Genomic DNA, 20,762 nt, shown 5'->3' with positions numbered 1-20,762 from the left:
GGAGTAATGTCGCACCTGAAAGACGATCACGAGGAAGGACGGCCATGTTCACTCGCCTGTTCGCGCCCAAGGTGAAGGTAAGCGCCCACTGCGACCTGCCCTGCGGCGTGTACGACCCGGCCCAGGCCCGCATCGAGGCCGAGTCCGTGAAGGCGGTGCAGGAGAAGTACCAGGCCAACGAGGACGCTGACTTCCGCACCCGCGCTGTCCTGATCAAGGAGCAGCGCGCGGAACTCGCCAAGCACCACGTCTCGGTGCTGTGGAGCGACTACTTCAAGGCCCCGCACTTCGAGAAGTACCCGCAGCTTCACCAGCTCGTCAACGACACGCTGAAGGCGCTCAGCGCCGCCAAGGCGTCGAACGACCCGGCGACCGGCCAGAAGGCCCTCGACCTGATCGCCGAGATCGACACGATCTTCTGGGAGACCAAGAAGGCGTGACCGCCCGCCGTATCCGGCAGGCGGTCGACGGTCCCGTTCCGTGTGGCGTTTCCCACGTTTAGGTGCGTGGGGGGCGGCACCGGGCGGGGCCGTTTTCGTGGGCGGGCGGGGTCAGATCTCGTCGGACAGTTCCTGCATCAGGCGCCGCTTGGGCCGCGCGCCCACCAGCGCCTTGACCGGCTCGCCGGCCCGGAAGAGCATCAGCGTCGGCATCGACAGCACCCCGTAGGCGGACTGGGTGGCCGGATTGGTGTCCACGTCGAGCTGGACGACCCGCAGCCGGCCGGCCTCCTCGGCGGCGATCTCCGCGAGCACCGGCGCGATCATGCGGCAGGGCGGGCACCAGGACGCGGTGAAGTCGACGAGCACCGGCAGGTCGGAGCCGAGCACGTCGGCGGCGAAGGTCGCGTCGGTGGTGACGGGCACCCCGGGGTGCAGATGAGTGGTGGCGGCGGTCATGGCGTAGGAGTCCTCTCGGTCGGCGGTGCCAGCTCGCACATCGGCTCCCCCGCGGCCTCCGCGGCCCCCGCGGCCAGCTCCGCCCGGGCGAGCTGCGCGGCCACCTGGTCCCGTACGGACCTCAACCGCGCCACGCACGCGTCCAGTTCGGCGAGCTTGCGGCGGTAGACCGCGAGCGAGTCCGCACAGGTGTCCCCGGCCTCGTGGCCGGCCCGCAGGCACTCCACGAACGGCCGGGTCTCCTCCAGGCCGAAGCCGAAGTCCTGCAAGGTGCGGATCTGCGCCAGCATGCGCACGTGCTCATCGCCGTAGGAGCGGTAGCCGTTGGCGGCGCGCCCGGCAGGCGGCAGCAGCCCGAGGGATTCGTAGTAGCGGAGGGTACGGGTCGTGGTGCCCGCCCGGTCCGCGAGTTCACCGATGCGCATACGGACGACCGTAGACCTTGACGTGCGCGTCAAGGCCAGCCCCGGCGCGCACCCGCGGCCGGTCCGGAATCACCCGACTCGCGGCGACCCGCACCCCGGCCGGTGAAGAAAACTTTCAGGATTTACGTCTAGGAGGTTGCTTACTGCCAGCCGACCTCGCCAGGCTGCGGCGCAGCACTTGCGCGAACCCGCGCCCGCGCACCCCCCGTGCGCGCACCGCGCGGGCCGCGCTCTGCCCGCCCGACCTGAACGCGAGGAGCCTGGATGCACCACCCCCTCACCCGCCCGCGCCGCGGCAGAACCGCCGCGCTGGTGGCAGCGATGTCGCTGCTGGCCGGCCTGTCACTGACCGCGGTGACCACCGCCGACGCGCAGGCCGCGGACCCGCAGTCCACCCGGCAGGCCGAATTCACCGCGGCCGCCGCCGAGTTCGGCGTGCCCGCGCCGGTGCTCGAAGCGGTGTCGTTCTACGAGACCCGGTGGGAGGACCACGCCGGGCAGGAGAACGCCGAGGCGGGCTACGGCCCGATGAACCTCACCGACCTCACCGCGCAGGACCTCGACGGCGACGGCCTGACGACCGCCTCCCCGCGCTACGCCGACCTGCTCAAGGCACCCGCCGAGCACACCGCGGCCGCCGCGGCCGCCCTGCTGGGCACCGACACCGCCACCGTGCGCGGCGACGAGGCGCAGAACATCCGCGGCGGCGCCGCGCTGCTCGCCTCGTACGCCAAGGGCTACGGGCACGGCCGGCTGCCGAAGACCGTGGACGGCTGGTACGCCGCCGCGGCGCGCTACAGCCAGTCCACCGAGGACTCGGTCGCCCAGGCGTTCGCCGACGGCGTGTGGAGCGCCCTGCGCACCGGCGAGGCCCGCACCACCGACGACGGCCAGCAGATCACGCTGGCCCCGCTGGCCGGGCTGCACCCGAACCGCTCCGACGTGCGCAAGCTGGGCCTGACCGACGTCACGCCGCCCGAGAGCGACCAGCAGCCCGAGTGCCCCAAGTCCGTGACGTGCAACTACATTCCGGGCGCCTACACCCTGCTGGACCCGGACGACCTCGGCGACTACGGCAGCCACGACATCGCCGACCGCCCCAACGGCGGCCTGGACATCCGCTACATCACGCTGCACACCACCGACGAGACCTACGACGGCACCCTCGACCTGTTCCGCGACCCGACCTACTTCGCCGGCGCGAACTACGTGGTGCGCTCCTCCGACGGCCTGATCACCCAGATGACGCCGGACAAGGACATCGCCTGGGACAGCGCCAACCGCTCCTTCTACCAGCACTCGATCGGCATCGAGCAGGAGGCGTGGGCCACCCACGGCGGCGCCTGGTTCAGCGAGAACCTCTACCGCTCGACCGCGCAGCTGGTGAAGTACCTGGCGGCGAAGTACGACATCCCGCTGGACCGCGCGCACATCCTCGGCCACGACAACATCCCCGGCGGCACCGAGACCGGCATCGCCACCCAGCACTGGGACCCGGGGCCGGGCTGGGACTGGGAGCACTTCTTCGACCTGCTCGGCGCGCCGATCCGCGCCACCGCCGCGCAGGGCAGCGACGTCGTGGCGATCAAGCCCGGCTACCAGGACAACAAGCAGACCACCACGTACTGCGACGACGTCCAGGGCTACAAGCAGTTCCCCGGCCCCTACCGCAGCTTCGACTGCCCGGTGACCTCCAGCGACGCGCCGTCCAGCTTCGTGCCGCTGTACACCGCGCCGAGCACGGACGCGCCGCTGCTCGCCGACCCCTACCTGCATCCGACCGGCGCGGGCACCGACGCGATGAACGACTGGGGCGACAAGGCCCCCGCCGGTGAGCAGTACGTCGTGGCCGACCGCCGGCCCGGCTGGACCGCCATCTGGTACGGCGGCCAGGAGGCGTGGCTCCAGGACACCGCGAAGCACCCCACCACCGTGCCGGTGACAGCCGAGCGGATCGTGCCCAAGGCGGGCCGCAGCACCATCCCCGTCTACACCACGGCCTACCCCGAAGCCTCCGTCTACCCCGCGGACTTCGTCGCCTACGAGGGCGGCACCGCGCCGCGCCCGCAGACCCCGGCGAAGAAGTACACGATCGCGGCCGGGCAGTCGTACGTCGCCGCCGGCCCGGCGGTGCACACCGACTCGTACTTCGCGATCAACTACGACGGTTCCGCGCCCCACGACCGGACCGACTTCATCGGGCAGACGAAGGTCTACGAGATCGTCTACAACCACCGGATGGCGTTCGTGAGCGCCGACGACGTGGACGTGGTGCCCGCGAAGTGACCCCGGACGGCGGCCGGTCGCGCGCGGCGCTCAGCGCGCCCGGTCGCCCTCCAGCGCCTGGTGGGTGATCCGCAGCGCCCGGCTGGACAGGTCGAAGGTGCGCTGTGCCACGCACACGAACAGGCAGTCGACCACCACGAGTTGGCTGATCCGGCTGGCCATCGCGCCCGGCCGGAAGGTGGTCTCCCGGCCCGCCGACACCAGCACGAAGTCGGCGAGCCGGGCCGCCGAGGACATCGGGTGGTTGGTGATGACCACCGTGGTGGCGCCCAACGCCGAGGCCCGGCGCAGCGGTTCGAGCACGTCCCGGCTCTCGCCCGAGTGCGAGACGGCCAGGAACACGTCGCCCTCGCCGAGCAGCACCGCGCTGGTGAGCGCGGACTGCGAGTCGCCGTGCGCGTGGCAGGGCCGCCCGACCCGGGCCAGCTTCTGCTGGAGGTCCTGGGCGACCAGCCCGGAGGCGCCGACCCCCGCGATGTGCAGTTGCCCGCCCCCGCACACCGCCCCGACCGCGCCGGAAAGCTGCTCCGGGTCCAGTTGGGTGGCCGTCTCCTGCACCGCCTGCGACTCGGTGTGCACCAGCTTGGCGATGACCTCCTCGGCGGAGTCGTCGGGGGTGATGCCCGCCGACAGCGTCGAGCGCGGCCCCTGCCGGGCCGCCGACGCGGCCAGCGCGAGCCGCAGTTCGGGGTAGCCGGCGAACCCCAGCGCCCGCGCGGTGCGCACGATCGAGGACTCGCTCGTGCCGGCCAGCGCGCTCAGCTCCGAGATCGTGCTGCGCGCGACCTTCGCGGGGTCGCGCACGATCAGCGTCGCGATCCGGGCCGCCGCCGGCGTCAGCGACGGCAGCAGGCCGCGCACCGTCGCGGTGAGCGCGTCCCCCGCGTCACTGACCGCAGTGACTCCCGCCGCGGCGGACCGCACGGGTCTGGCATCGGTTTCAGGCACGGGAGTAAGAATGCACCACTGTCACCCGGCCGGGTGACACTTGTGCACCGATACCCCTCAAGCGGGTGGTTCTGCCGCCTCCCGGGCCGAGGACCCGAGCAGCGCCAAGGGCGCAGGGAACTGCGCGGGTTCTGCCGCTCCCGGCCGGAGGACCCGAGCAGAGCCAGGGGCACGAGAAACCGCGCCGGATCTGCCGCCTCCCGGGCCGAGGGACCCGAGCAGAGCCAAGGGCACGAGCAACCGCGCGGGTTCTCCCGCCTCCCGGCCGGAGGACCCGAGCAGAGCCAGAGGCGCGAGAAACCGCGCCGGATCTGCCGCCTCCCGGGCCGAGGACCCGAGCAGCGCCAGAGGCGCGAGCAACCGCGCCGGTTCTCCCGCCTCCCGGCCGGGGAAACCCGAGCGGAGCCAGGGGCGCGGGGAACTGCGCGACCGGCCACCGGCCGGCGGGTGGTCCCGGAGCCGACAGAAGCATCCGCCCCGGAGGGTCACCCCACCCCCGGAGGGCCCCCGCACTCGGGAGAATGGACGGGTGAGCGTACTGGCGGGAAGGGTGCCGACTCCCCTGGTGGAGGTGGCCGACGAGCGGCTGGCCCGGCACGGCGTACGGCTGCTGCTCAAACGGGACGACCTGGCCCATCCGGACCTCCCGGGCAACAAGTTCCGCAAGCTCGGCCCGAACCTGGCCGCGGCCGAGGCGGCGGGCCACCGCACCCTGCTGACCTTCGGCGGCGCCTACTCCAACCACCTGCGGGCCACCGCGGCCGCCGGCCGCCTGCTCGGCCTGCGCACGGTCGGCGTGGTCCGCGGCGACGAACTGGCCCACCGCCCGCTCAACGCCTCCCTCGCCGGCGCCGCCGCGGACGGCATGGTGCTGCACTTCCTGGACCGCGCCGCCTACCGCCGCAAGACCGCGCCCGACGTGCTGGACCCCCTGCTGGAGCGGTACGGCCCGGCCCACGTCATCCCCGAGGGCGGCTCCAACCCGGCCGCGGTGCGCGGCTGCACGGCCCTGGGCCGGGAGATCGGCACCGCCGCCGACGTGGTGGCCGTCGCCTGCGGCACCGGCGGCACCCTCGCCGGACTGGCGGCCGGACTGCCGCCGCCGGTCCGCGCGATCGGCGTCGCGGCACTGCGCGGCGGCTTCCTCACCGAGGAGGTGCTACGCCTCCAGCACGACGCCTTCGGCGAGCGGCGCGGCGACTGGCAGGTGGAGGACCGCTGCCACGCCGGCGGCTTCGCCCGCACCACCCCCGAGCTGGCGGCGTTCACCGACGACTTCGCCCGCCGGCACCGCGAGGCGCTGGACGGCCGGCCGGTGGAGCGCGTCTACGTCGCCAAGGCGCTGCACGCCGTCTTCCGCCTCGCCGGCGAGGGGGCCTTCCCGCCCGGCACCCGGGTCGCGGCGGTGATCACCGGCTGATGCGGCCGAACACCTTTACGGCCACCACACCGCGCCGCCGTAACCTGGTCGCATGATCCGCGCCGCGACCCCCGAAGACGTCCCCGCCATCCAGGCGATGATCCGCGAACTGGCCGCCTACGAACGGGCGCCGCAGGAAGCGCGGGCCACCCTGGAGCAGCTGCGCGAGGCGCTGTTCGGCCCCGACGCGGTGGCGTCCGCGCTGATCGCGGAGCCCGACGGCGCAGCGGCCGGCGGCGAGGGCCCGGCCGGGTTCGCGCTGTGGTTCCGGAACTTCTCCACCTGGACCGGCAAGCCGGGCATGTACCTGGAGGACCTGTACGTCCGCCCGGAGCTGCGCGGCGGCGGCCACGGGAAGGCGCTGCTGGCCGCCCTCGCGGCGATCTGCGTCGAACGCGGCTACGAGCGGTTCGAGTGGACGGTGCTGGACTGGAACGAACAGGCGCTCGGCGTCTACCGCTCGATCGGGGCACGGCCGCAGGACGAGTGGACGGTCCAGCGGCTGTCCGGCCCGGCGCTGCACGCGCTGGCCGCCCGCGCCGGTTCGGGGCCGGATGCAACCGGCGGCGGTGTCCCGTCGTCCAACCAGACGCCGACTCCTACGTATTGAGCCGGCAGCGAGCACCCCCACCTTCCGTACCCGTACGCTTACGATCGGTGACAGAATGGGAAGGGCCGTGCGCCGTCCGGGCGACAGCCGGGCACGGATCGCGGTAGCGTCGCTGCGAACCAGAGCAATCACTGTGTGCCACCTTGGAGGTGTGGGTGTCCCAGATCGCAGGCGAGCCCGGGTCGAAGGACTTCGTCGAGGTCCGGCTGCCCGCGGCGGGAGCGTATCTGTCGGTACTGCGGACGGCCACGGCCGGACTCGCCGCCCGGCTGGACTTCACCCTCGACGAGATCGAGGACCTGCGGATCGCGGTCGACGAGGCGTGCGCGATCCTGCTGCAACAAGCCGTCCCCGGTTCCGTGCTGAGCTGTGTGTTCCGGCTGGTCGGCGACTCGTTGTGGGTGACCGTCTCGGCGCCGACCACCGACGGGCGCGCGCCCGAGCGCGACACCTTCGCCTGGACGGTGCTGTCCGCACTGGCCGGCGAGGTGGACTCCACGGTCGCGCCGGACCAGACGGTCAGCATCAGTCTGCACAAGAAGCGCGGCGCCGTACCCGGACTGTCGTGAGGCATGTGAGGCGGCCGTCGTGAGCCCAGCAGAGACCCCCGGCCCGCCCGCGGAGCACGACGTGCCCGCGGTGCGCGGCCGCGCCTTCGTACCGGCCCAGCAGCAGGGGCCCGGGGGCACCGGTCCGGCCGGGCCGCCGCGGCTGTCGGCAAGACCCCACCCCGACCACGGGGCGGTGGAGGACGGCCCCGGCCGGACGGACCGTAGGGAAGTGATGGACGCGTCGGAGCAGGCGGAGCAGGCGGAGCAGGCGGACCGGATGGATCAGCACGAGCACGCGGCACCGGGCGAGCAGGCCACCCGGCCTGAGCAGCCCGGGCCGGCCGAGGAGCAGCCCGCCGCGGCCGGGCCGGCCGGGTCCGCCGGACAGCACGACCCGCACGACCGCTCGGGCGCCCGCGCGCTCTTCGTCGAGCTGGGCAAGCTGCCCGAGGGCTCGCCGGAGCGGGCCGAGCTGCGCAATCAGCTGGTCCGGATGCACCTGCCGCTGGTGGAGCACCTCGCCCGCCGCTTCCGCAACCGCGGCGAGCCGCTGGACGACCTCACCCAGGTCGCCACGATCGGGCTGATCAAGTCGGTCGACCGGTTCGACGTCGAGCGCGGGGTGGAGTTCTCCACGTACGCCACGCCGACCGTGGTCGGGGAGATCAAACGGCACTTCCGGGACAAGGGCTGGGCGGTGCGGGTGCCGCGCCGGCTCCAGGAGCTGCGGCTGTCGCTCACCAGCGCCACCGGCGAGCTGTCCCAGCGGCACGGCCGGGCGCCGACGGTGCACGAACTCGCCGAGCACCTCAAGATCTCCGAGGAGGAGGTCCTGGAGGGGCTGGAGTCGGCGAACGCGTACAGCACGCTGTCGCTGGACGTGCCCGACACCGACGACGAGTCGCCCGCCGTCGCGGACACGCTCGGGTCCGAGGACGAGGCGCTGGAGGGGGTCGAGTACCGGGAGTCCCTCAAGCCGCTGCTGGAGCAGCTCCCGCCGCGTGAAAAGACGATCCTGCTGCTGCGGTTCTTCGGGAACATGACGCAGTCGCAGATCGCGCAGGAGGTGGGGATCTCGCAGATGCATGTCAGCCGCCTCCTCGCCCGGACCCTGGCGCAGCTGCGGGACAAACTCCTCATCGACGAGTAGCCCTTGCCGGGCGGGCCGAGCGGACCCCCCGGGCTGCCCCGTCCTGTGGGCTTCGGGACCTTGCGGTCCGCGGTGGCTTGTCGCGCAGTTCCCCGCGCCCCTGGATATGCCCGGGTTCCTCCGGGGTAAGCCCGGTGCGAGCCGCAGTTACTCAGGGGCGCGGGGAACTGCGCGACAAGCCACCCACCCACCGCAAGGTCCGGGTGCTTACGGGGAGGGGCTAGGCGGCGGTCCGGTTGATACCGAGCGCGTCCGTGGTGGCCGGGTGGACCAGGAGGACGAGGCCGGCGAGGGCGAGGACGCCGAGGACGGCGCCGGCGGTGACGAGGCCGGCGCCGTCACTGCGCAGCAGGTTCCACGCGATGGGCAGCGCGACGAGCTGGACGATGAGCGCGGGCCCGCGGCTCCAGCGGCGGGCCCGGCGCAGCCCGTAGGCGGCGAGGAGCGGCAGCGCGGCGAGGGCGAGGACGAGCAGCCCGGGCAGCACGTCGCTGCCGCCGCCGAAGAACATCGTGACGCCCCACGCGGCGATGGCGGCCCCTTCGAGCCCGGCCACCGCGGCCGCGGCGGTCAGCCGCGCGGGGGGCGGCCCGGCCGCTTCACCCGGGGTTTCCGCCCCGGACACCCCGGACGCCGTGGACTCCATGCGCTTCGTCGTCTTCTGGCTCACACCTGCCAGCGTAGCCGGGCGCGAAAATCCGTAGGTACGCTGTCGAGCATGCGTGCTCTTCTCGTGGTCAACCCCGCCGCCACCACCACCAGCGCGCGGGTCCGCGACGTGATCAGTACCGCCCTGTCCAGCGACCTGAAGCTGGAGGTGGCCACCACGGAGTACCGCGGGCACGCGCGGGACCTCGGGCGGAAGGCCGCGGAGGAGGGCGAGGTCGAGCTCGTGGTGGCCCTCGGCGGCGACGGCACCGTCAACGAGGTCGTCAACGGCCTGCTGCACCACGGCCCCGACCCGGAGGCCCTGCCGCACCTGGCCGTGGTCCCCGGCGGCTCGACGAACGTCTTCGCCCGCGCCCTGGGCCTGCCCAACGACGCCGTGGAGGCCACCGGCGCCCTGCTGGACGCGCTGCGCGCCGGCTCGTCCCGTACGGTCGGCCTGGGCCTGGTCAGCGGCACCAGAGGCACCGAGGACGAGGGGGTGCCGCCGCGCTGGTTCACCTTCTGCGCGGGCCTGGGCTTCGACGCCGGAGTGGTCGGACGGGTGGAGCAGCAAAGGGAGTTGGGCAAGCGGTCCACGCACGCGCTGTACCTGCGGCAGGTGGCCCGCCAGTTCCTGGCCGACCCGCACCGCCGGCACGGCACGATCACGCTGGAGCAGCCGGACGCGGAGCCGGTGGGGGGGCTGTCCACCGCCATAATCTGCAACACCGCGCCGTGGACCTATCTCGGCAACAAACCGGTGTACGCCTCCCCCGACGCGTCCTTCGACACCGCCCTCGACGTGCTGGGCGTCACCAAGATGTCCACGGTCGCCGGCGCCCGGTACGCGGCGCAGCTGCTGCGCTCCACGCCGGAGCGCGGCCCCCGCGGCAAGTACGCGGTGGCCCTGCACGACCTGACGGACTTCACCTTGCATTCGCAGGCGCCGCTGCCCTTCCAGGTCGACGGTGACCACCTGGGACTGCGTACGAGCGCAACCTTCACAGGCGTACGCCGTGCACTGCGTGTGATTGTGTAAGTCGAAGAGCCTAAAGTCCTTTTACTCGAACGTTTAGCCTGCCCCGCACCCCATGGAAGTACGGCTGTGACCGAGGCGACACCGAGGAATCCAAAAAAACTTTCCTGAAGGGGTTGTATCTCCAGCCGAGGTTTGCGAGTCTCTTACTGGCGATCGGGACGGCCGAGCAAACGGCCCCCATGAGAGCCCGAATCTCCTACCTCACACCAGCGGGACCGCACCGACCAGCGACGGTTGGGTGGCGTCCCGTTCCTGCGCGGGGGATTCGTGAAAGCGTTCACATTCACAAGCAACCTGCTTGTCACACAAGGAGTTGGAGCAGCCATGGACTGGCGTCACCGCGCCGTTTGCCGCGAGGAAGACCCCGAGCTCTTCTTCCCCATCGGCAACACCGGTCCTGCGCTGCTGCAGATCGAGGAAGCCAAGGCCGTCTGCCGGCGCTGCCCTGTCATGGACCAGTGCCTTCAGTGGGCGCTGGAGAGTGGCCAGGACGCCGGTGTCTGGGGTGGCCTCAGCGAGGATGAGCGTCGTGCGATGAAGCGCCGCGCCGCCCGCAACCGGGCCCGTAACGCCAGCGCCTGAGAGCACCGGACGACCTAGAAGCCTTACCCCCGAGCCGCAGCGCGCAGCACCTGCCAATACGCGCAGCACGCAGCATCGAGAAAGCCCCGTACCGGATGGGTACGGGGCTTTCTCGTGTGCCCGCCTGCCGGCGGCGCCGAACGCTCAGCTGTCCAACGGGAGTTCGAGCACCACACGGGTGCCCGGGCCGGTCGGGGCCGGGTGCATGTCGAAGGTGCCGCCCAACTCGCCCACCACCAGGGTGCGGACGATCTGGAGGCCGAGGTTGCCCGCCCGCTGGGCGTCGAAGCCGGCCGGCAGCCCGCGCCCGTCGTCCTGGACGGTGACCGTGATGCGGTCGCGGGCGCGGGTCGCGGCGACCTCCACGCTGCCCGACTCCCCCGGCCCGAAGCCGTGTTCCAGGGCGTTCTGGAGCAGCTCGGTGAGGACCATGGACAGCGGGGTGGCGGTCTCCGCGCTGAGGATGCCGAACCGGCCGCCGCGCCGGGTGGTGACCCGTCCGGGTGAGATCTCCGCGACCATCGCCAGCACGCGGTCGGCGATCTCGTCGAACTCCACCGTCTCGTCGAGGTTCTGCGACAGCGTCTCGTGCACGATCGCGATCGACCCGACCCGCCGCACCGCCTCGTCCAGCGCCTCCCGGGCCCGTTCGGAGTCCATCCGGCGGGCCTGGAGCCGCAGCAGCGCCGCGACCGTCTGGAGGTTGTTCTTCACCCGGTGGTGGATCTCCCGGATGGTGGCGTCCTTGGTGATCAACTCCCGCTCGCGGCGGCGCAGTTCGGTGACGTCGCGGAGCAGCACCAGCGAACCGGTGTGCACGCCCTTGGGCTTGAGCGGGATGGCCCGCAACTGGATCACCCCGTCGCCCGCCTCCACCTCGAACTCCCGGGGCGCCCAGCCGCTGGCGAGCTTCACCAGCGCCTCTTCCACCGGGCCGCGGTCCGGGGCGAGTTCGGCGGTGGCCTGGCCCAGGTGCTGGCCGACCAGGTCGGCGGCCAGGCCCAGCCGGTGGTATGCGGACAGCGCGTTCGGGCTGGCGTACTGCACGATGCCGTCGGCGTCCAGCCGGATCAGCCCGTCGCCGGCCCGCGGCGAGGCGTCCATGTCCACCTGCTCGGCCGGGAACGGGAAGGCGCCGGCGGCGATCATCTGCGCCAGGTCGGAGGCGCTTTGCAGATAGGTCAGCTCCAGCCGGCTCGGGGTGCGCACGGTCAGCAGGTTGGTGTTGCGGGCGATCACCCCCAGCACCCGGCCGTCGCGGCGGACCGGGATGGACTCCACCCGCACCGGCACCTCCTCGCGCCACTCCGGGTCGCCCTCGCGGACGATCCGCCCCTCGTCCAGCGCCGCGTCCAGCAGCGGCCGGCGGCCCCGCGGCACCAGGTGGCCGACCATGTCGTCCTGGTACGAGGTGGGGCCGGTGTTGGGGCGCATCTGCGCGACCGACACGTAGCGCGTGCCGTCGCGGGTGGGCACCCACAGCACGAGGTCGGCGAAGGACAGGTCGGAGAGCAGTTGCCACTCCGAGACGAGCAGGTGCAGCCATTCGAGGTCGGACCGGTCGAGGCCGGTGTGCTCGCGGACGAGGTCGTTCATGGAGGGCACGCATGTGAGCGTACCTCCCGGCCGAACCGGTGCGGTCCGGCGCGTTTCCCGGCGCGCCCGGCCGGGAATTCACGGGACGGAATCGGTGGCACACCCATGGACAAGCCCCAGTGGTCTAGTCCAGAATACCGATGAGTAGACCTCCGCCCTCCCCGCACAGGAGGACGGACCGAGGCCAAGGCGTTCTCTGCCCTGACTACGCCGGACGCCTCACTGGTCGGCCCTATCGGGCCGGAGGGCACCGCACACCCCCCGGCCACGGCGCCGACGGCAGCTCCGGGCTGCGGTGCTGGAGAGGTTGAGGGTCCTCTCCCGGCACCGCGGCCCGAAGTGTTTCCGGCCGCCCCTTCGTTTGCCGCCGCCTCGCCTCCGGGGCTCGAACCCGGCGCCGGACCGGAGGACGTTCAGCGGGTCTTCGTGACCTTGGCCAGGGCGCGCGGGGCATCGGGGTCCTGGCCGCGGGCGACGGCCACTTCGTAGGCGAGGCGTTGGAGCGGGAGGATCTCCAGGATCGGTTGGAGGGCCTCGGGCAGCTCGCGGGTGGGCAGCACGAAACCGCCGGAGGCGGCCCTGACGTGGACCCGGGGGCCGACGACGACGAGGTCGGCTCCGCGGCCGCGGAGCCGGTCGAGCACCGGTTGGAGCGCCCGGCCGCCCGGACCCTCGGGGACGATCGCGATCACCGGGGAGATGTTGTCCACCATGGCCAGCGGCCCGTGCAGCAGGTCGGCGCCGGAGTAGGCGAGCGCGGGGATGTAGCTGGTCTCCATCAGCTTCAGCGCGGCCTCCTTGGCGGTCGGGTAGCCGTAGCCGCGCGAGGTGAGCACCATCCGCTCGGCGAAGCGGTACCGCCCGGCGAGCGCGCTGACCTCCGCGGACCGGTCCAGCACCTCCCGGGCGAGGTCGGGCAGCGCGTCCGCGGCACCCGCGTCGCCGCGCAGGCCCCGCACGAACAGGTAGAGCACCAGCAGTTCCGCGGTGTACGTCTTGGTCGCGGGCAGCGCCTTCTCCGGTCCGGCGAGCATGTCGAGGTGGAACTCGGCGACCTCGGCCAGCGGCGAGTCCGGGTTGTTGGTCACCGCGAGCGTGATCGCGCCGGCCTCGCGGGCGGCCCGGGTGGTGGCGACCAGGTCGGGCGAGCCGCCGGACTGGCTCACGCTGATCAGCAGCACGTCCGCCAGGCGCGGGCTGGCCCCGTAGGCGGTGACGGTGGACATCGAGGTCAGGCCGCACGGCAGCCCCAACTCGACCTCGATCAGGTACTTCGCGTACAGCGCCGCGTGGTCGGAGGTGCCGCGCGCGCTGAGCAGCACGAACCGGGGCCGCCGGTCCGCGATCCGCCGGGCAGTCCGCCGCACCTGCGGCGCGGCCTCGTCGAGCACCCGCCGCAGCACCTCGGGCTGCTCGGCCATCTCACCGAACATGATCCAGCCCGGCTCTCCCGTACCGGGAGCCGGGGACGACGCGGGCACCGGCATCCCCATCGCCTCCATCCCACCGGACGGGGTTCCGACCCTCACCAGTCGACCACAGGACCCGGCGGTCCGCACCACCTGAGTGACCTCGTCTGCTAGATTGGTCTATACCACATGTTCCCTTCTTGAGAACGGCAGGACCAGCGTGGAAGTTGTCATCGTGCCGGACGCCGCCGCGGGCGGCGAACTCATCGCGGAGGCCATGGCCGCCCTGCTGCGCCGCAAGCCCGACGCCCTGCTCGGCGTGGCGACCGGCTCCACCCCGCTGCCGGTCTACACCGCGCTCGCCGCCAAGGTCCGGTCCGGCGCCGTGGACGCCGCCCGCGCCCGGGTCTGCCAGCTCGACGAGTACGTGGGGCTGCCCGCCGGCCACCCGGAGTCGTACCGCTCGGTGGTGCTGCGCGAGGTGGTCGAGCCGCTCGGCCTGTCCCCGAAGGCGTTCATGGGCCCCGACGGCGCCGCCGCCGACGTACGCGCGGCCTGCACGGCGTACGACGAGGCGCTCGCGGCGGCGGGCGGGGTGGACCTGCAACTGCTCGGCATCGGCACCGACGGGCACATAGGGTTCAACGAACCCTGCTCCTCGCTCGCCTCGCGCACCCGGATCAAGACGCTCACCGAGCAGACCCGGGTGGACAACGCCCGCTTCTTCGACGGCGACATCGCGCAGGTGCCGCGCCATGTGATCACCCAGGGCATCGGCACCATCCTGGAGGCCCGGCACCTGGTGCTGCTGGCCACCGGGGAGGGCAAGGCCGAGGCCGTCGCGCAGACCGTGGAGGGCCCGGTCGCCGCCGTGGTGCCCGCCTCCGCGCTCCAGCTCCACCCGCACGCCACGGTCGTGGTCGACGAGGCCGCCGCCGCCAAGCTGAAGCTGGCGCCGTACTTCCGCGCCACCTACGCCGCCAAGCCGGACTGGCAGGGCCTGTAGCCGCGATCGGGTCCGGCCGTACACGCCAGGACGCCGCGGACCCCGCTCGGGGGTCCGCGGCGTCTCGCCGTGTGTGCGGCGGGCGGGGTCAGTCGCGGGCGGCGATCACTTCCGCCGCGGCCTCGCCGCAGACCCGGGCGGCGCCGTGGGTGGCGACGTACAGCGAGCCGACCGGCTCGGACTGCGGCACCCCCATCTCGACCACGATGGTGTCCGGCCGCGCCGCCACCAGTCCGGCCAGCGCCTGCGCCATCCACGGGTGCCGGTGCGCGTCGCGGACCACGGCCACCACCCGGCTGCCGCCCGCCGCGGCCAGCACCTCGGCGGCGTCGGCGGTGCGGTAGCTGCCGGTACGGGTGCCGGGCAGCAGCCGCTCCAGCTCCGCGGCCACGCCCCACGGCGTCACGTCGCCGACCGCGATGTTCGCCATCGGGGTGAAGGCGGCCACGTAGGGCGGGGCGTCGAGCGGGGTGTGGTGCGCGGCGCGGGTGACACGCAGCGCGCGGCGGGCCGCGGTCAGGCCGATGCCGGTGTCGGGCGCGCTCCCCTCCGCCGCACCCGACCGCTGTGCGGCCGCCCAGGCGGCCAGTTCCCGTACCCGGCGGGCGGCGTCGGCCAGCCGTTCGGCGGGCAGGGAGCCGTCCTTGACCGCGGCCACGATCGCGTCGCGCAGGTCCAGCACGGTCTGCTCGTCGCTGCGGCCGCCGCCGACGCAGATCGCGTCACAGCCCGCGGCGATCGCCATCACGGTGCCGCGCTCGATGCCGTAGGTGCCGGAGATCGCCTGCATCTCGATGCCGTCGGTGACCACCAGGCCGTCGTAGCCGAGGCCGCCCTCCTCGACGGGCGCGCGCAGCAGTCCGCCGAGGACCGCCGGGCTGAGCGTGCCGGGCAGCTCGGGGTCGAGGGCGGGCACCAGGATGTGCGCGCTCATCACGGCCTTGGCGCCGGCCGCGAGCGCGGCGCGGAAGGGCACCAGTTCGCGGGAGCGCAGGGTGTCCAGGTCGACGTCGATCCGCGGCATCGCGTGGTGGGAGTCCACCGCGGTGTCGCCGTGGCCGGGGAAGTGCTTGACGCTGGCGGCCACGCCCGCGGACTGCAACCCCTCGACGTAGGCGGCGGTGTGGCGGGCCACCAGCTCGGGGTCGGCGCCGAAGGAGCGCACCCCGATCACCGGGTTGTCCGGGTCGGAGTTGACGTCGGCGGACGGCGCCCAGTCGAAGTCCACCCCGCAGGCGGCCAGCCGGCGGCCGAGTTCGGCGGCGACCGCGCGGGTCAGCGCCACGTCGTCGACCGCGCCGAGCGCGAGGTTGCCGGGGAACGACGAACCGCCGCGCGCCTCCAGCCGGGTGACGTCACCGCCCTCCTCGTCGGCGGTGACCAGCAGGTCGGGGCGTTTCGCGCGCAGCTGCGCGGTGAGCGCGGCCACCTGGTCGGGGGAGGCCACGTTGCGGGAGAACAGGGCGACCGAGCCGAGCCCCTCGTCGATCAGCCGCAGCACCCATGCGGGCGCGGTGGTGCCCTCGAAGCCGGGCTGGAGGACGGCCAGCGCGTCCGCGGTGACCGTCGCGAGGTCGGGTCCGGCGGAGCCGTCGAGGTCTTCGGTGCGGGCGATGGGGCTCATCCCTTCACCGCCCCGGCGGTCATGCCGGCGACGGCCCTGCGCTGGAGGACCAGGAAGACGATCACCACGGGGATGGTGAAGAGGCTGGAGGCGGCCATGGTAGCGCCCCAGTCGTCGCCGAAGTTGGTCTGGAACTGGGTGAGCCACAGCGGCAGCGTCTGGCCGCTCTCCTTGTTGAGGATGAGGACGAGCGGGAACTCGTTCCAGGCGGTGATGAAGCCGAACAGCGAGGTGGACATCAGCCCCGGCGCCAGCAGCGGCAGCACCACCCGGACGAACGCCTGGAACCGGGTGCAGCCGTCCATGAGGGCGGACTCCTCCAGTTCCTTGGGCACCGCGGCGATGAACCCGCGCAGCGTCCAGATGGAGAACGGCAGCACCATCATCATGTAGAAGAGCGTCAGCGGCAGCAGGCTGTTGAGCATGTCCTGGTCGCGGACGATCATGTAGACGGAGATCGTCATGACCTCCCACGGCGCCATCTGGGCCATCATCACGATCAGGAGGAACGCCTTGCGGCCGCGGAAGCGCATCCGGGCCACCGCGAACGCCGCCGCGGTCGCCACCACCAGCGACAGCAGCACCGAACCGATGGTGACGGTGAGGCTGTTGCGCACCAGCGTCCAGAAGCCCGCCGCGTGCACGGCCTTGTCGAAGTGCGACGTGGTGCCGTGGAAGGGCACGAAGACCGGGGTGGTGGAGATGATGTCGAGGTCCGGCTTGAAGGCCGTCGTCAGCATCCAGTAGACGGGGAAGATGAAGAAGACGAAGAGGATGACCGCGACGACGTTGGGCCACAGCCGTCCGAACGTGGAGCGCCTCACAGCTCGTCCTCCTGCTTCAGCATGATCCGGAAGTAGTAGGACATCAGCACCAGCAGGATGAGGATGGTCAGCACGGAGATCGCCGCGCCGGTGCCGTAGTGCTGGTTGCCGACGCCCTCGACGAAGGCGTAGACCGGCAGGGTCTCGGTCAGGCCGGCGGGGCCGCCGCCGTTCAGCGCGTAGACCTGGGTGAACGCCTTGAACACCCAGATGATCTCCAGGAACGCGGTGCTCAGGAAGAACGGCTTGAGCATCGGGAAGAGCACCGAGGTGAAGGAGCGCCAGGCGCCCGCGCCGTCCATCCGGGCCGCCTCGAAGATCTCCCCGGAGATGGTGGTCAGGCCCGCGTAGAGGTTGAGCGCGACGAACGGGATCGACTGCCAGACGACCATCAGGGTGATGACCGCGAAGGTGGAGAACTGGTGGCCGAACCAGTTGTAGCCGTGCATCGAGTGGAAGCCGAGCTTCCACAGCACCCAGTTGACGACGCCGTAGCGGGTGTCGAAGAGCCACTGGTAGACGGTGGTGCCGGCCACGATCGGCATCGCCCAGGCGAGCACCATCCCGATCGACAGCAGCAGCCGCATCTTCTTGCCGAGCCGGTACAGCAGCAGCCCCACCAGGGTGCCGGCGACCATGATCAGCGCGACGTTGGCGAGGGTGAAGAAGACCGAGCGCTCGGTGGTGTGCCAGAAGTCGGCGCTGGTCAGCTGGGCCTTGTAGTTGCCGAACCCGGTCCACTGGGTGGTGTGCTGGATCAGCTGGAAGGCGTTGAGGGTCTGGAACGAGATGATCACGTTCCGCACCAGCGGGTAGCCCAGCAGCAGGATGGTGGCCACCAGCGCGGGCAGGATCAGCAGGTACGGCAGTGTGCGGCCGGCGATCGCGCCGCCGGCGGTGCGCGACTTGCCGGGGCCGGTCGGCGGCTGCTCGCCGTCGCCTCTGCGCTGCCGGGGTACGGCCGTCTCCTCGTCGGGGGCCCGTACCTGCGTCCCTTTGTACTGCGCGGCCATGCTTCCCTCTTCCTCGTGCCGTCCGCTGCGCAACGGTGTGCCCGGCCCGGGCGCCCGCCGTGCTCGGCGGCGGGCGCCCGGGACCGGACCCGGGTGACTACTGCTGGCTGAGCCGCTTGTCGATCTCGGTGTCCGCCTTCTTGGCGGCCTCGCTCGGGGACTGGCCCTGGAGCACGCCGGTCATGAAGAGGGTGGTGATCGGGTTGGGCGCGTTCTCGACGTTGCCCCACGCCGGGATCAGCGGGGTGGTGCCGCCGTTGGCCGCGGCGGCGGCCGAGACGGAGCCGAACGCGTTGCCGCTCAGGTTGGAGTTGAGGCTCGCCTTGTTCGGGACGACGCCGCCTTCCTTGGCCAGCTCGCCCTCGAACTGGTCGGACAGCGCCAGCTTCAGGAAGTTCTGGGCCAGCTCGGGGTTCTTGCTCGCCTGGGAGATCGCCAGGTTGGAGCCGCCCACGAACACGCTGGCGGTCTTGTCGGCGGTCTTGCCGGGGAAGGCGAAGTAGCCGACCTGGTCCTTCAGCGCCGCGTTCTTGGAGATGGCGCCGGCCGCCTCCCAGCCCAGGCCCAGGAACGCGCCGACGTCGCCCTTGGCGAACACGTCGGACTGCTGCGGGGTCGCCTCGTCCTTGTCCTTGGGCGCGGTGCCGAAGGAGTTGAGCTTCTTGTAGAGGTTGATCGCCGCGGCGGCCTGCGGGGTGTCCAGGTTGCCCTGGTACTTGTCGCCGTCCTTCTTGACCAGGTCGGCGCCCGCGTCGAGCAGGAAGCCGTCGAAGCCGTACCAGTCCTGGCCGGGCAGGTAGAAGGCGTCCTTGGTGCCCTTGGCCTTGATCTTGGTCAGGTCGGCGAAGAGCTCGTCCTGCGTCTTCGGCGTGGTGGTGATGCCGGCCGCGGACCAGATCTTCTTGTTGTAGACGACCACGCGGCTGGCGAAGTACCAGGGCGCGGCGAACTGCTTGCCGTCGTAGACCGCGGAGCCGTTGAGCGCCGGCACCCAGTCGTTGCCGCCGAGGTCGGCCTTGGCGCTGGTGAGGTCCTTCAGCCCGCCGGTCGCCGCGTAGTACGGCGTCTGGGTGTTGCCGACCTCGATGACGTCCGGCGGGGTGCTCTCCGACAGCGCCGTGGTGAGCTTCTGCTGGATGCCGTCCCACTGCTGGACGGTGATCTTCAGCTTCGCGCCGGGGTACTGCTTCTCGAACGCGGCGGTGATGTCCTTGGTCCACCCGGGCGGGTTGGAGCCGCTCATCAGCCATACGTTGAGGGTCTTGCCCTTGAAGTCGGCCGGGCCGGCCGAACTTCCCTTGCCCGAATCGGACTTGCTGTTGCCGCCGCAGGCCGCGACACCAGTGAGCACTGCCGCGACGCCGATCGCAGCGATGAGCTTGCGCCTCATGCCACCCTCCTCAAGGATGCCCGAAACTCCCCCCACCGCCCGAAATGCCGGCTGCCGCACGCACGTTTACAGCCGCGTCCTGCTCGTGGGTCTGGGATTGGTCATTAATGGTTTAGACCAGTACCCGGGAGCTTGGCCTAGACCTTTGGGGGTGTCAAGGGTGTATAAGAACACCCGTCGGACCTGTTATCGGACCGACACCTGGAGGGCATCAGCCACCCACCGCCTCCCTCCGGCGGGGAGCCCGTGCCACCATGTGACCGCGATCAACGGAGGAGCCGGTGACGGCAGCAGGACGGCAGTCGGGAGCACGCGGGATGGACAGCGCGACGGACAGCAACGCGGAATCCACGGGTACGGCGACCGCGGGCCGCACCGCTCGCGTGCCAAAGTACTACCGCCTCAAGCGCCATCTCCTGGACATCACCCAAACCATGCCCCCCGGTTCACCGGTGCCGCCCGAACGCACCCTGGCCACCGAGTTCGACACCTCCCGCACCACCGTGCGCCAGGCGCTCCAGGAGCTGGTGGTCGAAGGCCGGCTGGAGCGCATCCAGGGCAAGGGCACCTTCGTGGCCAAGCCGAAGGTCTCCCAGGCGCTGCAACTCACCTCGTACACCGAGGACATGCGCGCCCAGGGGCTCGAGCCCACCTCCCAGCTGCTGGACATCGGCTACATCACCGCCGACGACCGGCTGGCCGGGCTGCTCGACATGAAGGCCGGCGGCCGGGTGCTGCGGATCGAGCGGCTGCGGCTGGCCAACAGCGAGCCGATGGCGATCGAGACCACCCACCTGTCCGCCAAGCGCTTCCCGGCGCTGCGCCGCAGCCTGGCGAAGTACACCTCGCTGTACACCGCGCTCGCCGAGGTCTACGACGTCCGGCTGGCCCGGGCCGAGGAGACGATCGAGACGTCGCTGGCCACCCCGCGCGAGGCCGGGCTGCTCAGCACCGATGTCGGGCTGCCGATGCTGATGCTCTCCCGGCACTCGGTGGACACCACCGGCGAACCGGTGGAGTGGGTGCGGTCGGTGTACCGCGGCGACAGGTACAAATTCGTGGCGCGGCTCAACCGGCCCACCGACTGAGCCCGCACCGGAGCACATCCGGAGCCGCCAGCGAGCCGGCACCGAGCCGGTCTCCCGTCCCCGCCCCGCTCCCCGCCCACCGCACCGGGCCCGACCCGTACCGCTGATATCGGCACAGGTAGTGACGCCTGTCTCCGCTCTCCCATAGATTCCTGCGCACCGCAATGATCGCTCTAGGGGACGGGAGCACCAACTGTGCCGACAGCGCCGACACACGTGCCACCACCGCGCCGGCCGGCGGACGAACCACTGCC

At 72.0% G+C, this 20,762-nt stretch carries 20 protein-coding genes; 10 read left to right on the top strand and 10 right to left on the bottom strand.

The genetic code is table 11. The features are described 5' to 3' along the window. Nucleotides 1-44 precede the first annotated feature (44 nt). Nucleotides 45-440 (top strand): superoxide dismutase, Ni, encoded by a 396-nt coding sequence (gene sodN / locus AC3EVP_RS04025; RefSeq protein ID WP_335977251.1) that lies wholly within the window; start codon nt 45-47, stop codon nt 438-440. 111 nt (nt 441-551) lie between these two features. Here the strand turns inward: sodN and trxA are convergent, their stop codons facing one another. Both trxA and AC3EVP_RS04015 read right to left on the bottom strand, forming a co-directional pair. After that, nucleotides 552-899, bottom strand: a complete 348-nt coding sequence (gene trxA / locus AC3EVP_RS04020; RefSeq protein ID WP_435126032.1) for a thioredoxin — start codon at nt 897-899, stop codon at nt 552-554. Continuing rightward, nucleotides 896-1,324, bottom strand: a complete 429-nt coding sequence (locus AC3EVP_RS04015; protein WP_435126029.1) for a MerR family transcriptional regulator — start codon at nt 1,322-1,324, stop codon at nt 896-898. Before AC3EVP_RS04015 ends, trxA begins: the two co-directional genes overlap by 4 nt. Before the next feature lie 264 nt (nt 1,325-1,588). Between AC3EVP_RS04015 and AC3EVP_RS04010 the strand changes: the two genes are divergently transcribed. Further along, nucleotides 1,589-3,610: an N-acetylmuramoyl-L-alanine amidase gene (locus AC3EVP_RS04010; protein WP_435126026.1), complete on the top strand. Its 2,022-nt coding sequence runs from the start codon at nt 1,589-1,591 to the stop codon at nt 3,608-3,610. A 30-nt stretch (nt 3,611-3,640) separates the two neighbouring features. Here the strand turns inward: AC3EVP_RS04010 and AC3EVP_RS04005 are convergent, their stop codons facing one another. Further along, nucleotides 3,641-4,558 carry a MurR/RpiR family transcriptional regulator gene (locus AC3EVP_RS04005; RefSeq protein WP_335977259.1) on the bottom strand — a complete coding sequence of 306 codons (918 nt, stop codon included), beginning with the start codon at nt 4,556-4,558 and terminating at the stop codon, nt 3,641-3,643. A gap of 529 nt (nt 4,559-5,087) precedes the next feature. Here AC3EVP_RS04005 and AC3EVP_RS04000 point away from each other — a divergent pair. The 4 genes from AC3EVP_RS04000 to AC3EVP_RS03985 all read left to right on the top strand — a co-directional run bounded on the left by AC3EVP_RS04000 (nt 5,088) and on the right by AC3EVP_RS03985 (nt 8,289). Beyond that, entirely contained in the window at nt 5,088-5,978 is an 891-nt protein-coding gene (locus tag AC3EVP_RS04000) for a 1-aminocyclopropane-1-carboxylate deaminase/D-cysteine desulfhydrase (protein WP_435126023.1), read from the top strand. Nucleotides 5,979-6,030: 52 nt separating this feature from the next. Then, a complete protein-coding gene (locus AC3EVP_RS03995; RefSeq protein WP_335977262.1) occupies nt 6,031-6,588 on the top strand; it encodes a GNAT family N-acetyltransferase in 558 nt (185 codons plus the stop codon). A 155-nt stretch (nt 6,589-6,743) separates the two neighbouring features. Next, nucleotides 6,744-7,157, top strand: a complete 414-nt coding sequence (locus AC3EVP_RS03990; RefSeq protein ID WP_335977263.1) for an ATP-binding protein — start codon at nt 6,744-6,746, stop codon at nt 7,155-7,157. Between the two features lie 19 nt (nt 7,158-7,176). Next, nucleotides 7,177-8,289: an RNA polymerase sigma factor SigF gene (locus AC3EVP_RS03985; RefSeq protein ID WP_435126019.1), complete on the top strand. Its 1,113-nt coding sequence runs from the start codon at nt 7,177-7,179 to the stop codon at nt 8,287-8,289. Nucleotides 8,290-8,509: 220 nt separating this feature from the next. Here AC3EVP_RS03985 and AC3EVP_RS03980 read toward each other — a convergent pair whose 3' ends face one another. Continuing rightward, complete coding sequence (locus tag AC3EVP_RS03980) at nt 8,510-8,959, bottom strand: hypothetical protein (RefSeq protein ID WP_435126016.1); 450 nt, start codon at nt 8,957-8,959, stop codon at nt 8,510-8,512. A 48-nt stretch (nt 8,960-9,007) separates the two neighbouring features. On the opposite strand from AC3EVP_RS03980, the gene AC3EVP_RS03975 reads away from it, so the two are divergent. Next, complete coding sequence (locus AC3EVP_RS03975) at nt 9,008-9,976, top strand: diacylglycerol/lipid kinase family protein (RefSeq protein WP_435126013.1); 969 nt, start codon at nt 9,008-9,010, stop codon at nt 9,974-9,976. Nucleotides 9,977-10,300: 324 nt separating this feature from the next. After that, a complete protein-coding gene (locus AC3EVP_RS03970) occupies nt 10,301-10,558 on the top strand; it encodes a WhiB family transcriptional regulator (RefSeq protein WP_037913060.1) in 258 nt (85 codons plus the stop codon). Nucleotides 10,559-10,702: 144 nt separating this feature from the next. Here AC3EVP_RS03970 and AC3EVP_RS03965 read toward each other — a convergent pair whose 3' ends face one another. Together AC3EVP_RS03965 and AC3EVP_RS03960 are read right to left on the bottom strand one after the other, a co-directional pair. Continuing rightward, on the bottom strand, nt 10,703-12,154 hold the full coding sequence (locus AC3EVP_RS03965; RefSeq protein ID WP_335977584.1) for a sensor histidine kinase: 1,452 nt from the start codon (nt 12,152-12,154) through the stop codon (nt 10,703-10,705). Nucleotides 12,155-12,567: 413 nt separating this feature from the next. Next, nucleotides 12,568-13,641 carry an SIS domain-containing protein gene (locus AC3EVP_RS03960; RefSeq protein WP_435126281.1) on the bottom strand — a complete coding sequence of 358 codons (1,074 nt, stop codon included), beginning with the start codon at nt 13,639-13,641 and terminating at the stop codon, nt 12,568-12,570. Between the two features lie 142 nt (nt 13,642-13,783). On the opposite strand from AC3EVP_RS03960, the gene nagB reads away from it, so the two are divergent. Continuing rightward, nucleotides 13,784-14,569, top strand: a complete 786-nt coding sequence (gene nagB / locus AC3EVP_RS03955; RefSeq protein ID WP_335977273.1) for a glucosamine-6-phosphate deaminase — start codon at nt 13,784-13,786, stop codon at nt 14,567-14,569. 88 nt (nt 14,570-14,657) lie between these two features. Here nagB and AC3EVP_RS03950 read toward each other — a convergent pair whose 3' ends face one another. The 4 genes from AC3EVP_RS03950 to AC3EVP_RS03935 all read right to left on the bottom strand — a co-directional run bounded on the left by AC3EVP_RS03950 (nt 14,658) and on the right by AC3EVP_RS03935 (nt 19,420). Then, the gene (locus AC3EVP_RS03950; protein ID WP_435126008.1) at nt 14,658-16,193 is read right to left on the bottom strand and encodes a glycoside hydrolase family 3 protein; all 1,536 of its coding nucleotides are present in this window, start codon (nt 16,191-16,193) and stop codon (nt 14,658-14,660) included. Then, the gene (locus AC3EVP_RS03945; protein ID WP_335977277.1) at nt 16,190-17,017 is read right to left on the bottom strand and encodes a carbohydrate ABC transporter permease; all 828 of its coding nucleotides are present in this window, start codon (nt 17,015-17,017) and stop codon (nt 16,190-16,192) included. The genes AC3EVP_RS03950 and AC3EVP_RS03945 overlap by 4 nt, the downstream gene beginning before the upstream one ends. Further along, nucleotides 17,014-18,030, bottom strand: a complete 1,017-nt coding sequence (locus AC3EVP_RS03940) for a carbohydrate ABC transporter permease (protein WP_435126005.1) — start codon at nt 18,028-18,030, stop codon at nt 17,014-17,016. The genes AC3EVP_RS03945 and AC3EVP_RS03940 overlap by 4 nt, the downstream gene beginning before the upstream one ends. 97 nt (nt 18,031-18,127) lie before the next feature. Next, nucleotides 18,128-19,420 carry an extracellular solute-binding protein gene (locus AC3EVP_RS03935; protein ID WP_335977281.1) on the bottom strand — a complete coding sequence of 431 codons (1,293 nt, stop codon included), beginning with the start codon at nt 19,418-19,420 and terminating at the stop codon, nt 18,128-18,130. Nucleotides 19,421-19,737: 317 nt separating this feature from the next. On the opposite strand from AC3EVP_RS03935, the gene AC3EVP_RS03930 reads away from it, so the two are divergent. Next, the gene (locus AC3EVP_RS03930) at nt 19,738-20,508 is read left to right on the top strand and encodes a GntR family transcriptional regulator (RefSeq protein ID WP_335977282.1); all 771 of its coding nucleotides are present in this window, start codon (nt 19,738-19,740) and stop codon (nt 20,506-20,508) included. Nucleotides 20,509-20,762: the final 254 nt, after the last annotated feature.

This window comes from Actinacidiphila sp. bgisy144, from assembly GCF_057708105.1.
This window is presented reverse-complemented; position numbering and strand designations above follow the sequence as displayed.